This window comes from Marinobacter xestospongiae, from assembly GCF_023156385.1.
GTDB classification, from domain to species: domain Bacteria; phylum Pseudomonadota; class Gammaproteobacteria; order Pseudomonadales; family Oleiphilaceae; genus Marinobacter; species Marinobacter xestospongiae.
The window spans coordinates 144,654-158,961 of the sequence record NZ_JAKZAK010000002.1 but is presented as its reverse complement, the minus strand read 5'-3'; the positions used below and the strand labels follow the sequence as shown (position 1 = coordinate 158,961).

The window sequence follows — 14,308 nt, the reverse complement described above, 5'->3', positions numbered from 1 at the left end:
GCTGCTCCGACCGTCCCTGGTACTGACTGTTATTGTTGTTGCTGTTGTCTCTGCTCCACCGTAGGCCGCATCCGGCGGTGAATCCATTGCAAATCGGTTGTGCTTTGTAACGCTCGGTAAGCCTCTGCCAAAGCAGCCGCTAACTGTCCATATCCGGGCCGTCGATGGGGTCCGGCAGATTCGCTAGCAGCCACTGGCGGAAGGTCTGGGCAGCGGGTTTCAGTGGCCGTCCCCGGCTATAGGCGAGGTAGTCGTAATACCCGGAGATATAGCTGAAGGGGCCGAGCCGGCGCAGGCGACCGGTGTTGATGGCACGGTGGACCATGAAATTCCAGCCCAGACCGACCCCCAGTCCCTCCAGAGCAGCATGGTACACCAGTGTGACCTGATTGAAGGTCGCTGCACTGGCCGGGCTCCGATAATCCAGCCCGAAGTAGGCGAACCAGGCGGTCCAGTCGATGCAGTCCCAGGCCCGGGAATCGAGCTGGATCAGGGGATAGCTCATCAGCTGTTCCACAACGTCCGGTTCGTTCACGTCAAGATCCGGGTGGCAGATCGGATAGACCTGTTCGACAAACAGCGGGTCGCTGTGCAGTCGCGGCCAATTGCCGGGGCCGTAAAGAATCCCGAAATCGTAGTCATCCAGGTTGGTTTGGTGAATGGCGTTATTGGAATGGATGTTGATGGTCACTTCGGGGTGATGCTGGTTGAATTCGGTCACCCGGGGGAACAGCCAGTAATGGGCCACCGCATGGGTGGCAATGATGTTGACGGTGGTGCTGTCATGTTCCAGTCGAACCCGCTCCACGCCGTTGCGGAGCTTGTTCAGCACCGGCGTAATCTCATCCAGCAGGCTGGCTCCGGCGGCGGTCAGCACAATCCCGCGGGCGTGGCGCTGCAACAGGGGGATGGCCAGCTGGGTTTCCAGGGTCTTGATCTGCTTGCTGACAGCGCTCTGGCTCAGATGAAGCTCGCTGGCCGCTGCGGTCATGCTGCCACGACGGGCCACTGCCTCGAAGGAGATCAGGGTGTTGAGTGGGGGAAGGCGACCAATCGCTGCCATGTCATCCGGGGTCCGCGGGGTGGGTGTCGTGGTGTCCGGACTGGTCAGCGCGCCAACCCGACGGCACAAGAGTATAGCAGCTATGACAAATTGGAATAGCTGAATGCGTAATCGTCGCTTCTTGAGATGCATCGTTGAGCGGTACGGTGACCGATTGGAATTGGTCACAGGAGAAGGCAATGCGGACTGGGGTACTGTTGGGCGCTGCAGCGGGGGCGTGTTGGGGGCTGATGTTTGTGGCACCGGTGGTGCTGTCGGCGTTCACTCCGTTGGAGATCGCGGCCGGGCGGTTTGCAGTGTATGGCCTGGTCTCGCTGTTGCTGCTGTCTCCGGCACTGGTCACGGTATGGCGACGGCTTAGCGGGCGGGACTTGCTGTTGCTGTTGCTGCTGGCAGCTTGTGGGAGTGTGGTGTTCTATATTCTGCTGTCCGCGGCTATCCAGCGCGTAGGCGTTGCCCCGGCCGGGTTGATCATGGGCCTGGTGCCGCTGGTGGTGACCCTGTGGGGGCGCAACGATGAAGGTGCGGTGCCGCTTGCTCGGTTGGTCTGGCCGTTGGCAATGGTGCTGCTGGGCATTCTCTGCATCAATCTTGATGCCTTGGAAGCCACACTGGCGGCCGGGCTGACCTGGCTGGAGGCCGCTGGCGGCCTGATGCTGGGCTTTGCCGCGCTGTTCAGCTGGAGCCTGTATGCGGTGCTCAACGCCCGTGCTCTCAAGCATCGCCAACAGGTCACCAGCCAGCAATGGTCGCATCTGGTGGGGATCGCCTGTGGCCTGCTGGCGTTGGGCTTGCTCGGCTACAACCACCTGCTGGCCGAGCCGGTGGCGGCAACGCAGGCGAGGGACTGGACCCTGTTCTGGGGGATCAGTGTGGTGATTGGCATTACCGGATCGGTGGTGGCCAACATTCTCTGGAATGCGGCTTCCCGCCGATTGCCGCTAACTCTGACCGGTCAGGTCTTCGTGTTTGAGCCTCTGTTTGCGCTGATCTACGGTTTTGCCTACGCCGGTCGCTGGCCCCGACCGCTGGAAACCCTGGCCATTGTGTTGCTGCTCGGCGGTGTGGCCTGGGCCGTTGCCCGGCATGCGGAGAAACGCGAGCCTGCGGAGATCACCGAACACTGACTACCCTTAACCCATCCCATGCATGGGTAGGGATGCTGGGCTACCTTTAAGGAGGCCCAGCACCCTTGTCTCTTTGAGGAGCGACTGTGGCCAAGCTACGGGCAGTACGGGAGCCTACCTCTGCATGCATCTCAAGCGAGTGACCTTTTCGGTTTTTGTTGCCTTGGTTGCAATGGTGATCGCTATTTCGTTCAAGGACGAGCCGCTGCGTAGCTGGAGCGAGATTGCGTTGCACGATTTTTTCAGTGAGATGGCCATGACGGTGCTGGCAGGAAGCTGGGTAGTGTTCCTGCATACATTTTCGATCTCCAATCGTGTTTTCTGGTGGCTCTATCCGGGCTTTACCCTGATTGTGATTGCCAGCCTGGAAGACGCTCTTGAAGAATGGCTGTTCATGCAACCCCTGTCTCTGCAGCTGCTTGAAAACCTGGGGTTTCCAGCGGGCATGCTACTGGTCAGCATTGGGCTTTTCTTCTGGGGCCGGGAACAGCGCCAATCCCGTCGGCATTTTCAGGTACTCAGCCAAACGGACCCGCTCACAGGCCTTGGCAATCGAGCCGCCTTTGACCGGCAGTTGGGTTTATTGGCCGACCAGGAAGGGGAGCGTGCCTTGCTGGTTCTCGACGTCGACGACTTCAAGCCCATCAACGATACCTATGGTCACGCCACCGGTGATGAGGTGATCAGACAGCTGGCGCTGGTCATCCGCGACAATATCCGCCAACAGGACAGCGCCTTCCGCTACGGCGGTGAGGAGTTCACCATCCTGCTGCGCAATCTGCCGGTGGAGGCCCTGACGCAAGTTGCGGAGAGGATACGGCGTAACTTTGCTGCCCTGCGATTTGAGGGCAATGGTCGGGGCGCGTTTTCCCGCACTATCAGCATCGGCATGGTGCATGTCAACGGGCCCGTTTCGGCCGACCATTGGTTTGATGAGGCGGATCGCTACCTCTATAGAGGCCAAGGCGGCGGGGAAAAACCGGACGATCGATGGTGTGCTGGGGGTTGGTTAGACTCGCTGCCTAAAACGAAGCGGGGGAGCGGATCACGCTCCCCCAGTCCTTGCTCTTCTTTGTGGTTGTGTTCTGGGCATCGCCTTGGCGCTTGTGGCGCCGGCGTGGCGATACCAGGCCCTGCCACCCCCGAGTGAGTGCCAGGGCCTGAGCCGGATATCAGTCGCGACCGTAAACGGCGATTTCGGTGCCGGCCATGCTCAGGCCCTGGATGGCGACGGAGCCAACGCTCTTGCCACCGATCTGAACGTCACCCATCCAAACGTCGAGGTTGGAATCACCCACGCTCATGCGCAGTGCCAGCGGGTTGGTCGGGTTGCTGGGATCAGCCTCGCTCAGGCGAGAGCCGGAACCGATGGTGACGGTGTTGGTCGCCAGCATGGAGTCGGTGATGGTACCGCCGCTCTTGAGGGTGTCCAGGTTACCGCTGGCGGCAACGCGAACGTCACGCAGCTTCATCGCAACCATGTCGACGTCGGCTTCCAGGTTGTTCACCGCGAAGGAAGATTCGATGACCAGTGAGCCTGTGTCGCCACCACCGGCAAACGGGTTGTTGTTGGTGGCGGTGATGGTGGTGGTACCCACCAGGGCTTCGACTTCCAGATTGGAGATCAGAGTGGTGGTGACCGGGTCGGACATGTTGGTGCCCAGGCCGATTCTGTCAATGCCGAGACCAACCTTGAACGGGTCGGCAGAGGCGCGGTTGGCCAGCTTGATGATGGCGTCGCCGTTGGCAGCGATGTCGATGTCAACTTTCAGTTCCAGGTTATCGTAGGTCGGGTTGCCGTTGGTGTCAGTGCCGTTCTGCCAGCCAGACAGGCGGATGTTGTCCACCAGCAGGGCGCCCTGGCCCTGGCCACCGTCGTTCTGGGAGTAGGCTACCCGGTCAATGTTTACGTTGGCGTCCATTTCGATGGTGACACCGGCCTGACCGGTAACGTTGCTCATGTCGGTATCGCCCAGCGGCACCAGGCCCTGGCCCATGGCGGGCAGCGCGGCCGTGGCAGACGCGATCGCAGTGGCACACGCAAGCTTTTTGAATGTTTTCATTGTTCGACTCCTCGGGGAATTCTGGAAGTTGGAATTGTTTTTAGTACCTGCTGATTGGTGTCCCGAGCTATTCTTTTTCTTTTGTGTATCTTGGTCCGTTATTTCTTTTTATGTTGTGTCATAAGAGGCCAGATTGTCTGACAACTCCTCTCGAGACGTTAGCGAGAACTGTTCTTGCCCGCTAGCGTCTGGCCGTAACCTTTTGCAAATGTTTGCAATGTTATGTGTCTGATGGCTGCAGTCGGGCTTTGACCAGATCGTGCAGCCGAGGCTCAATGACCTGCTGGATCGCGCCTCCGACCTGCCATTCCTCACCTTCCCGCCAATAGGGCACGACATGGAGAATGCCAAGCCCGGCCAGGTGCTGCATCTCGATCAGCAGGTAGCGAAGATCTTCAAGGGTACGGCCGTCGGCTTCCGCTTCAGCGCGGAACTGGGCGAGGGTGTCGTTGGAGAGGTGGTCTGACCCGCCGGTGGTGACGTACAGCAGGCTGGCTGCCAGGGTGCCGTCGGTGGCGGCTTTGACCACTGAGCGCTGGATTGCATGAACGGCCACGTCCGGTGGCACCGCCTGATCCTCGGAAAATCTCAGAAATCGACCCTGGCCTTCATAGTCGCCGATGTAGGCGAAGGGTTTCACGCCCCCCTGCTGATGGATCTGTGTCAGCGCCGCATCAATGGAACTGCTCAGCAGGTTCTGCAGGTTGCCCAGTACCACCTTGCGTTCATCTTCGGTCAGTGTCTGGAACACCGTGGCTTCGGCCCGTGACTGGCCCTCGTCCTCTGCGGCCTGGAGCATGGGGCTGGCCATCAGCAGGGTGATCAGGACGGCGAGAATTCGGAACTTCGTCATTATTATTCTCCTGACAGGGATACATCGCACGAAGGCTCCATTGAACCCTGTCAGGTCGAACCTTGCAAAGGGCTGAAACGGCGACGTCAGGTTGCCGTCAGGGCCAACAGCTGCATCGCAAAGGGCAGCAGCACTGCGGTGAATACGCCCGTCAGCCCCATGCCCAGAGAGGAAAACGCACCGGCGGTGGGGCTGATTTCAAAGGCCCGGACGGTGCCGATGGCGTGACCATTGATGCCGAGGGTAAGGCCGATCAGGCGATCGTCGTCGATGCCGAGGCGTCGACTGAGCAGGTCAACACACAGCGAGGCCACGACCCCGGTCACCAGCAGGCTACCCATGAGCAGCGACACCGAACCACCGATTTGCTGGTTGATGCCAATGGCAATGGGAGCGGTGACCGACTTGGGCGCCAGTGACGCCATCACGCTGTTGCTACCACCCAGAGCCCAGGCAATGACCAGGGCATAGGCGGCGGCCATGGTGGCGGCCAGCGGAACGGTGACCAGAATTTGCCGCCAGAGGGCACGGATGTGGTGGAACTGCTGGTACAGCGGCACGCCAAGCGCCACGGTGGCGGGGCCCAGCAGGAACGATAGCCAGCCGGCACCACGTCGATAGTCGTCAAAACTGATCGACAACAGGCTGAGCGTACCTGCCAGCAACAGTGCGGCCACCAGCACCGGCGGGCACCACACCGGCTGGCGCAGCTTGCGGAAAATCGTGACGCCGGCGAAGTAGGCAATCAGGGTCAGTAATACCGACAGCGCCGGTGTCGCCAGCAGATGCGGGAACAGGGATTGTAATCGTGCGCTGAACTCAGTCATGGGGGACCTCCGCCGGTTTTTGCGGCACCAACGCTTTCAGCAGTAATAGAGTGGTCAGTACACTGAGCAGGGTGCCGCCCACCAGGGCCGCGGCAATGGCCAGCCATTGGCCGTCGAACTGGTTGCCGAGAAAGAACACGCCAACCACCCCGGGCATGATCAACAGGATAAGCAGCGAAATCAGGTGCTGGCTGGTCTGGGCGACGTCATCCCGGACATCTCCGGTGATCATCAGCCACAGTGTCAGCAGCATCATCCCGGCAACACCACCGCTGACCGGCCAGTTGCACAGGTAGCGCAACAGCTCCCCCAGAATCAGGAACAGCAAAAGAGTGAGAAAGCCGCGCAGCAAGGGCATGGGCGCATCCTCCAGGCAGGGACAGGGAAGGGGGACCGGCCCGCTGGGCCGGAAAGCCGGGCATTATACCGGCATTGCTTGGCGGTGTGGGGTTATGGTTCGGAATTACAATGACTTAAATCATGACCCGCCCCAGCGCGGGTTGGCTGGGGCGAGTGTTGTCGGCGGCTATCCGGTGCCAGGAATCAGGCCACCGGCACCAGGGTGCGATTGCCCGCCCCCGGCAGGACTTTCAGGCGCTGGCTGCGGTTGCTGTCAACCTGATAGTCCGGGCTCTTCACCGTTGAGACGAAGCGCCAGTCCGCTGTGACCTGCTCCGGGCTGAAGTTCACCACCAGGTAGCCGCGCTGGTTGAGGTTGAGGTATTGCAGATCATCCACCAGCAGGCCGAGAGCCTGCTCGGCGCCCATCACCTGCTCCATGGGCAGCTGCAGGTACTCCTCCATGCCGGGGGAGGAGACCGAGGAAGTCGCCAGTTCCACGCCAACCGTGTCGCCGTTCATCGTTTTCAGATTGCTGGCCCAGGCGTTGTGGGTATCGCCGGCCAGCACCACCAGGTTACGGTCGAGGCTGCGGGCGGTTTCCAGCACCACTTCCCGTTCTGCGAAGTAGCCGTCCCAGGCGTCCAGATTGTATGGCAGCACGGTGGTGAGGCGGGCAATCTCTGCTTCTGTCAGGGTGGGATCGCCCTGGAGCTGGCGGGCCTTCAGTGTGGCCAACTCCTGGAACTGGGGCAGCAGCGTAGCGGGATCAGGGTTGATGAAGTTCAGCAGCAGTTCCGCTGGCAGCATCATTCGTCCCATCAGGATCTGCTGGCCGAGCGCGTCCCAGGTGGTGGTTGACTGGGCCAGGGTGTTTTGCAGCCAGCCTTTCTGTTCTGCTCCCAGCAAGGTGCGGTTCGGATCGGTGAGGTCCGCCTGGAATGCTGGCGCGTTGATGCCATCGCCGGTGAGGTAGTTGGCGTAGTCGAGCTGCTGATCGCGGCCGATCACCCGGGTGTCCAGCATGTGCAGTGATACCAGGTCGCCGAACTGGAAAGTGCGGTAAATGGTTTCCTGATCGCCGTCGGTGACAGGGCGGATCGGCAGCCACTCAAAGTAGGCCTGCAGGGCAGCGAGTTTACGCTGCTGGAAGTCGCCCTCACCGTCGTTGTGGTTCTCGGCGCCGTCACGCCAGGTGTCGTTGGCGACTTCGTGGTCATCCCACACGGTGATGAACGGTACCAGGGCGTGCAGTACCTGGAGGTCGGTATCGCTGCGGTACAGGGCGTAACGCTTGCGGTAATCCGTCAGACTCAGCAGTTCGGTGTCGTTGTCTGCAGGCAGGGTGCGACCGAGGGCGGCGGCATCGTCCGTGGCGTAGCCGTTACCGTCGTATTCGTAGATGTAATCACCGAGGTGGACAACCGCGTCAAGATCCTGCTCCTGGGCTGCGGCGGCGTAGACATGGAAGTAGCCGGCCGGGTAGTTCGAGCAGGACATGACCGCCAGTTTTACGTTGCTGACATCACCTTCCGGCAGGGTGCGGGTGGTGCCGGTGAGGGAGGTCTTGTCGCCGGCGCGGAAACGGTAGTAGTAGGTCTGTCCTGGTGCCAGGTTGCGCACATCCACCTTGATGGTGAAGTCGTGCTCCTGGCGGGCGTCAATCGAACCGTTGTGGATCAGGTTGCTGAAGCCTTCATCGGTCGCCACTTCCCAGGTGGTGGTCACTGGCCTGTCCAGATCTTCGGAGGGCAGGACCCGGGTCCAGAGCATAACGCCATCCTGCAGTGGATCACCACTGGCCACCCCGTGGCTGAATGAGATCGAGCGGTCATCATCGCTGGAAGACAGGCAGCCGGAAAGGCCGGTGGAAACCGCCACGGCACCCATGGTGAGGGCCGAAGCCTTGAGGAACTGGCGTCGAGAATACTGCTTCATGATTGGAACTTCCCCATCAGTCGTTGGTTGTTGTAACCCGCATTTTGGGGAAGTTTATGGATTTTTTATGACACTTCGTCGACATTTTCGGAGTTTTACCGAATTCGTCTTCAGTCGCGCAGCTGCGAGACCAGAAACTGGTGCAGGGCTCGCACCGTTGGCGACAGCTGGCGCCGGTCCGCGCACACCAGGTTCAGTGGCGCTGGCTCCCCCTGCCATTGCGGGCACAGGCGGATCAGGTCGCCCCGGACCAGTTCCTGGCTGATATCCAGAGTCGACTTGTAGGCCACCCCGCAGCCGGCCAGCACCCAACGCCGCACCGCATCACCATCGTCGGTGACCCGATCCCCCCGCACCGGCACCGACGTCTCCTGTCCATCGTCCGCGAAGAAGCGCCAGCGATCGTGGAAGTAGTCACCGCGCATGTAACACAGGCAATTGTGCTGGGCCAGCTCGTCCAGGGTTTGCGGATGGCCGTGACGTTCCAGATAGCCCGGGGTGGCCACCAGCACGCGGCGGTTGTCAGCGACAACCGGTAAGGCCACCAGGCTGGAATCCGGCGGTTCACCGTAGCGCAAGGCGAGATCCACTGGCTGGCTGTAGATATCCGCCAGGCGGTCGCTCAGGCGCAGTTGCAGATGCACATCGGGGTGTTGCTGCTGGAATTGGTCCAGCAGCGGCAGAACCCGGTTTCGGCCCAGATCTGAGGGCATGGTGAGCTGCACCGTGCCGCTGATGACCTGCCGGCCACTGTGCAGGGCCTGGCGGGCATCCTGCAGGATGGTCAGCGCCTGCTCGCAGTGCTGGAGATAGCTCTCGCCTTCCAGGGTCAGCCTCAGGCGGCGGGTCGAACGCAGGAACAGCACAACGCCAAGCTCGGCCTCCAGTCGCTTGATGGCGGCGCTGGCGGCTGCGGGGGTGAGATTGAGCTGCCGGGCAGCGGCGGAGAGACTGCCAGCATGCGCAGTACGGACAAACAGGGCAAGATCGTGGAGGCCTTTCATATTCAAAAAATATTTGAAACTGGTTATCTTTTAAAGCGATTTTTCAACCGTGGATTGATTAATAAGCTGGTGCCTCACCCATGATTGGAGACACCCGCGATGAGCGATTCCCCTTCGGGTCCGTCCCGGGCCCCATCGAGTCCTGCCTGGCAGTTCGATCACCTCAGCCTGACGGCGCCGGAAGGCGCACGGGATGTGCAGATCCTGGCCCGGCTATTAGCTCTGGTGCCAGGTCCGCGGCCGGCGTTTCCCTTCCCGGGCCGTTGGCACTACGCCGGCTCCCAGGCGTTGCTGCATGTGGTGGAGGTACCGGCGACGGAGCCTGCCAAGCTCAGCCACCTGGCGTTCCGCGCCGAACTGCCCGGTGACCAGGTCATTCGTCAACTGCAGCAGCTTGAGGTGCCCTTCGAACAGGCCCGGGTACCAGAGACTGACCAGTTGCAGCTGTTCTTTCGCCTCGACTGCGGCCTGGTGATTGAACTGGATCTTCCCCTGGCTGCGGACGCCTCAGCAGCACCCCTGACAACCATCGATTCCCTGGAGGAACTCTAAGATGACCATGCCCCTGTTTCAGCCTTACACCCTGACGGACCAGAGCCTGCCCAACCGGGTGGTGATGGCACCGATGACCCGCTGTCGCACCGAACAACCGGGCGATATTCCCTCAGCGATGATGGCCGACTACTACGCCCAGCGGGCCAGTGCTGGCCTGATCATCTCTGAGGCTACCCAGATTAGTCGCCAGGGGCAGGGCTACAGCTTCACCCCCGGTATCTACACCGAGGCCCAGGTGGATGGCTGGCATCGGGTGACCGACGCCGTCCACCGGGCTGGTGGCCGTATGGTGTTACAACTCTGGCACGTCGGGCGCATGTCCCACGCCAGCTTCCATGATGGCGAGCCCCCCGTTGCGCCGTCCGCGATCGACCCCCGGGCCCAGGTCTGGGTCGCCGATGGTCAGGGTGGAGGCGGCATGGTGGATTGCCCGATGCCGCGGGCGTTGGCGACCGAAGAGCTGGCCGGCATTGTCGCGGACTACCGTCAGGCGGCGGCGAATGCCATGGCGGCCGGCGCGGACGGCGTGGAGATTCATGCGGCCAATGGCTATCTGCTGGACCAGTTCCTGCGTACCACCTCCAACGTTCGCACAGACCGCTACGGCGGCAGCCGGGAGAATCGCCTGCGCCTGCTGCTGGAGGTGATGGACGCGGTTGCTGAAGAGATCGGCCCCGCGCGCGTCGGCGTGCGCCTGGCACCGTACATCACCACCCGGGGCATGGCGTGTCCGGACATCATTGACACCATCCTGGCGGCGTCGGAACGGTTGAATGACATGGGCATTGGCTATATCCACCTGTCGGAAGCGGAGTGGGATGATGCGCCGGTCATTCCTGAACCCTTCCGTCACCAGTTGCGGGAGCGCTTCAAGGGCACCCTGATTGTGGCCGGGGGCTATGATCGTGACCGCGCCAACGACCTGCTGGCTGCTGGCCTGACGGACCTGGTGGCGTTTGGCCGCCCGTTCGTGGCCAACCCTGACCTGCCGGAACGATTGCTGCACGACTGGCCCCTGGCGGCTGCGGACCCGACAGCACTGTTTGGCGGAGACCAGCGTGGTTACAGCGATTATCCCCGTTTTGATCCATCCACCATTGATCCGGCCGTTGCGGCCAACCACTCCGAAGGAGCTGACTCATGAAGGCCATTGGCTATCGAACCCCGCAGCCCATTGACAGTGCCGAGGCACTGGAATCGTTTGACCTGGCGCAGCCCCAGCCTGGTCCCCACGACGTCCTGGTCCGGGTGGCTGCTGTTGCGGTGAACCCGGTGGACAGCAAGATTCGCCGCAACGTCACGCCGGAGGAAGGTGGCCCCCGAATCCTGGGATGGGACGCCGCAGGGGATGTGGTGGCGGTGGGAGAACAGGTGACGTTATTCCAGCCGGGTGACCGGGTCTGGTACGCCGGGGACCTGAATCGGCCGGGCAGCAATGCCGAGTATCAACGGGTGGATGAGCGCCTGGTGGGCCGAATGCCGGAAACCCTGACCTACGCCGAGGCCGCGGCCATGCCGCTGACCACCATCACCGCCTGGGAACTGTTGTTTGATCGCCTTGGCCTGGCGCGGCGGGCCGCCGGTTCGGAACGGTTACTGACGGCGGATTCGCCGTGCCTGCTGGTGGTCGGAGCCGGCGGCGGGGTGGGATCGATCCTGGTGCAACTGGCCCGTCAGCTGACCGGTGCCCGGGTTATCGCTACCGCATCCCGAGCCGAAACACGGGACTGGCTGCTGACACTGGGGGCGGACCATGTCATCAATCACCACGACGATCTGGCGGATCAGCTGGCGGGACTGGGGTTGGACAACGTCAGCCATGTGGCGTCGTTGAACGGTACCGAACAGCACCTGGCAGCGTTGGTGGAGGTCTTGCGTCCCCAGGGGCGATTCGGATTGATTGATGATCCCCAGACGCTGGATGTGATGGCGCTGAAGCGCAAGAGCATTTCACTGCACTGGGAGTTCATGTTCACCCGTTCCATGTTCGCCACCGATGATCGCATCGAACAGCACCGGCTGTTGACGGAGGTAGCGTCCCTTGTGGATCAGGGCATTCTGCGGACCACTCTGGGGCAGCACCTGGGCGGGCTCTCGGTGGCCAACCTGCGGCGGGCTCATGAGCTGCAGGAATCCGGTCAGGTGCGGGGGAAACTGGTGTTGGACGGGTTCTAGAACTCCAGCAATTAAGCCCCGGCCCTGGCGGCCGGGGTGGTTCGATGTTGCTTACAGCACCGATTCAAACCCTTCGAACTGGGGTGGTCCCAGGTACAGATCCTTGGCCGGTTTGGCGTTGGCGTGGGCCTTCTTGAACGCTTCAGACTTGGTCCAGTCGATAAACGCCTGCTCCGAATCCCATACCGTGTGGGTGCTGAACAGGGTGTGGTCCTCGTGTTTTGGGCCCTGCAGCAGGTGGAAACTCTGGATACCGGGTACCTCGTCCAGGTAGCTGTCCCGTCCCTGCCAGATCTCGATGAATTCCTGTTCTTTGCCCGGCGTAATACGGAACCGGTTCATGGCGATATACATGGGCTGAACCTCTGTTAGTTAATGATTCTCATTGAATGTTATTTCGGTAACCCCTGTGTAGGCAAGCCCGCATACTGCAAGGTTCGACATTTGGCTAATATCCTCGTTCTGGCAACATGCGATTTTTAGATCTATAAAGATGGTCAGAAGCTGCGATTGTTGGTGGAGATCTGTATTCAGCCTCTATACCTATCCAACGTATCTGCGGTCATTGATACGGAAAGGAATCCCCTCTGTCCAAAGATGAATAGAACGATAAGCAGTCCAGGGGTTCCCGAGAGTGTTAAACAGACTAACGATTCGATATCGCCTTCTGATTTCCTACGCCTTGCCGGTGATCGCGGTGATCGCGGTGACCATCTACGGCATGACGTCCTTCACCCGGGTTGAACAGGGGGTTTTGAGCCTCTATGACGACCGGATAGTGCCACTCAAACAGCTAAAGAACATTTCCGACAGCTACGCCGTACTGATCATTGATGCCGTCAACAAGGCCAATGCCGGCCGGATGACGGCGTCGGAGGCGGCCAATGGCATCCGTCAGGCCCAGCAGACCATTGAGGACCAGTGGGGGCGTTACAGCGAAACCCGGCTGACCGAGGAAGAAGCGCGGTTGGTCCGGCAGGTGGAAACGGATTTCCAGCGCGCTGACCGGGCCATTGCTGATGCACTCACCGCGTTGTCGAGGACAAGCGGCAATGCGGAAGGTCAACTGGATGCGATTGACGGGCCTCTCTACGACGCCATTGATCCGGTTACCTCGCGCATCGAGGAACTGATGCAGGTGCAATTACGGGCATCGGAAGTGATTCGTGATGATACCGTCGAACTGCACGATCGAGTTGTGTTGATCTATTCCGTTACCTGTATCGGCCTGATTGTGGTGCTACTGGTGGTGGGGATGTTGATCGGCCGCTCCATTTCCGGGCCCATTGGCAATCTGAGGGCAATGATCAATCGCATTGCCGAAAACTCGGACCTGTCCCTGCGCCTGCAGAGCGTGGGTACCGATGAGGTGGCGGCAACGTCGGACTCCTTCAACAACATGCTGGACCAGATGGAGTCATTGGTGCGCCGGTTGTCTGGTGCCACTGCGGAAGTGGCCTCGGCCGCGGAAGAAATGTCAGCGGTCAGCAACCAGACCCAGCAGTCCATTGACCTGCAGGCGGAGCAGACCGATCAGGTAGCGACCGCGATGAACCAGATGAGCGCCGCCAGCCAGGACGTGGCCCGCAGCGCCAGTGAAGCCCAGGCGGCGGCCACCAACGCCGATCAGTTGGCCAGCGAAGGCCGGAATAAAGGCAACGACAACCGGGAGCGTTTGCAGAAGCTGTCGACCGAAGTGGCGTCGATCTCCGAGACCATTCGTGGTCTGGCGGACCAGAGCCAGTCCATCGGTCGGGTGATCCAGGTGATCAACGACATCGCCGAGCAGACCAATCTGTTGGCGTTGAATGCTGCCATTGAGGCCGCGCGGGCGGGCGAGCAGGGCCGTGGCTTTGCCGTGGTGGCCGATGAGGTTCGCTCCCTGGCCCGGCGCACCCAGGATTCCACCGAAGAGATCGAGTCCCTGGTAACGGCGCTTCAGGGCGAGAGTGACCGGGCGGTGGCCGCCATGGAATCCGGCCAGCGGGACGTGGAAGCCAGCCGTGACCAAGTGGTGGAAGTTGCCGATATCCTCGAGCGCATCAGTGGGGCGATCGAGCACATTACCGGCATGGGTGCCCAGATCGCCAGCGCGTCGGAGGAACAGTCGGTGGCTGCGGACCAGGTGAATGCCAACCTGACCCAGATTGTTGACACCGCCGAGCAGACCCGCACCGGGGCGGGGCACACCGCCCAGGGCAGTGAGGATCTGGCGCGACTGGCGGCAGAGCTGCAGTCCCTGGTCAGCGAGTTCCGCATCTCCGGCGCCCGCTGACGCTTCAGACCGTCAGAGCCCCGTCTGGTCAGCGAGACGACCGGACGGGGCACCGGGGTGTCGGCATTCTTGACACCCTGGCTTGGCTG

At 61.3% G+C, this 14,308-nt stretch carries 14 protein-coding genes; 6 read left to right on the top strand and 8 right to left on the bottom strand.

The genetic code is table 11. The features are described 5' to 3' along the window. Positions 1-139: 139 nt before the first annotated feature. Complete coding sequence (locus MLD24_RS02560; RefSeq protein WP_248163562.1) at positions 140-1,063, bottom strand: LysR substrate-binding domain-containing protein; 924 nt, start codon at positions 1,061-1,063, stop codon at positions 140-142. Positions 1,064-1,242: 179 nt separating this feature from the next. On the opposite strand from MLD24_RS02560, the gene MLD24_RS02555 reads away from it, so the two are divergent. Further along, positions 1,243-2,190: a DMT family transporter gene (locus MLD24_RS02555; RefSeq protein WP_248163560.1), complete on the top strand. Its 948-nt coding sequence runs from the start codon at positions 1,243-1,245 to the stop codon at positions 2,188-2,190. 124 nt (positions 2,191-2,314) lie between these two features. Then, positions 2,315-3,340 (top strand): GGDEF domain-containing protein, encoded by a 1,026-nt coding sequence (locus tag MLD24_RS02550; RefSeq protein WP_248163558.1) that lies wholly within the window; start codon positions 2,315-2,317, stop codon positions 3,338-3,340. 22 nt (positions 3,341-3,362) lie between these two features. Here MLD24_RS02550 and MLD24_RS02545 read toward each other — a convergent pair whose 3' ends face one another. From MLD24_RS02545 to MLD24_RS02520, 6 genes are all read right to left on the bottom strand, one after another. Then, complete coding sequence (locus tag MLD24_RS02545; RefSeq protein ID WP_227175135.1) at positions 3,363-4,253, bottom strand: DUF6160 family protein; 891 nt, start codon at positions 4,251-4,253, stop codon at positions 3,363-3,365. Positions 4,254-4,473: 220 nt separating this feature from the next. Beyond that, on the bottom strand, positions 4,474-5,106 hold the full coding sequence (locus MLD24_RS02540) for a hypothetical protein (RefSeq protein WP_248163555.1): 633 nt from the start codon (positions 5,104-5,106) through the stop codon (positions 4,474-4,476). 86 nt (positions 5,107-5,192) lie between these two features. Further along, a complete protein-coding gene (locus MLD24_RS02535; RefSeq protein WP_248163552.1) occupies positions 5,193-5,933 on the bottom strand; it encodes an LrgB family protein in 741 nt (246 codons plus the stop codon). Further along, positions 5,926-6,291 (bottom strand): CidA/LrgA family protein, encoded by a 366-nt coding sequence (locus MLD24_RS02530; protein WP_227175138.1) that lies wholly within the window; start codon positions 6,289-6,291, stop codon positions 5,926-5,928. The genes MLD24_RS02535 and MLD24_RS02530 overlap by 8 nt, the downstream gene beginning before the upstream one ends. A gap of 185 nt (positions 6,292-6,476) precedes the next feature. After that, positions 6,477-8,210, bottom strand: coding sequence for an alkaline phosphatase D family protein (locus MLD24_RS02525; RefSeq protein ID WP_248163550.1), 1,734 nt, complete (start codon positions 8,208-8,210; stop codon positions 6,477-6,479). 110 nt (positions 8,211-8,320) lie between these two features. Beyond that, on the bottom strand, positions 8,321-9,214 hold the full coding sequence (locus MLD24_RS02520) for a LysR family transcriptional regulator (RefSeq protein WP_248163547.1): 894 nt from the start codon (positions 9,212-9,214) through the stop codon (positions 8,321-8,323). A 99-nt stretch (positions 9,215-9,313) separates the two neighbouring features. On the opposite strand from MLD24_RS02520, the gene MLD24_RS02515 reads away from it, so the two are divergent. The 3 genes from MLD24_RS02515 to MLD24_RS02505 are packed head-to-tail and all read left to right on the top strand — an operon-like array spanning position 9,314 to position 11,944. Next, positions 9,314-9,766 (top strand): VOC family protein, encoded by a 453-nt coding sequence (locus MLD24_RS02515; RefSeq protein WP_227175141.1) that lies wholly within the window; start codon positions 9,314-9,316, stop codon positions 9,764-9,766. A gap of 1 nt (position 9,767) precedes the next feature. Continuing rightward, positions 9,768-10,913 (top strand): alkene reductase, encoded by a 1,146-nt coding sequence (locus MLD24_RS02510; protein WP_248163544.1) that lies wholly within the window; start codon positions 9,768-9,770, stop codon positions 10,911-10,913. Continuing rightward, on the top strand, positions 10,910-11,944 hold the full coding sequence (locus tag MLD24_RS02505) for a zinc-binding alcohol dehydrogenase family protein (protein WP_248163542.1): 1,035 nt from the start codon (positions 10,910-10,912) through the stop codon (positions 11,942-11,944). The genes MLD24_RS02510 and MLD24_RS02505 overlap by 4 nt, the downstream gene beginning before the upstream one ends. 51 nt (positions 11,945-11,995) lie before the next feature. Here the strand turns inward: MLD24_RS02505 and hmuQ are convergent, their stop codons facing one another. Beyond that, positions 11,996-12,298 carry a heme-degrading protein HmuQ gene (hmuQ, locus tag MLD24_RS02500; RefSeq protein ID WP_227175144.1) on the bottom strand — a complete coding sequence of 101 codons (303 nt, stop codon included), beginning with the start codon at positions 12,296-12,298 and terminating at the stop codon, positions 11,996-11,998. A gap of 280 nt (positions 12,299-12,578) precedes the next feature. Here hmuQ and MLD24_RS21635 point away from each other — a divergent pair, with 280 nt between their 5' ends. After that, positions 12,579-14,219, top strand: coding sequence for a methyl-accepting chemotaxis protein (locus tag MLD24_RS21635; RefSeq protein WP_227175145.1), 1,641 nt, complete (start codon positions 12,579-12,581; stop codon positions 14,217-14,219). Positions 14,220-14,308: the final 89 nt, after the last annotated feature.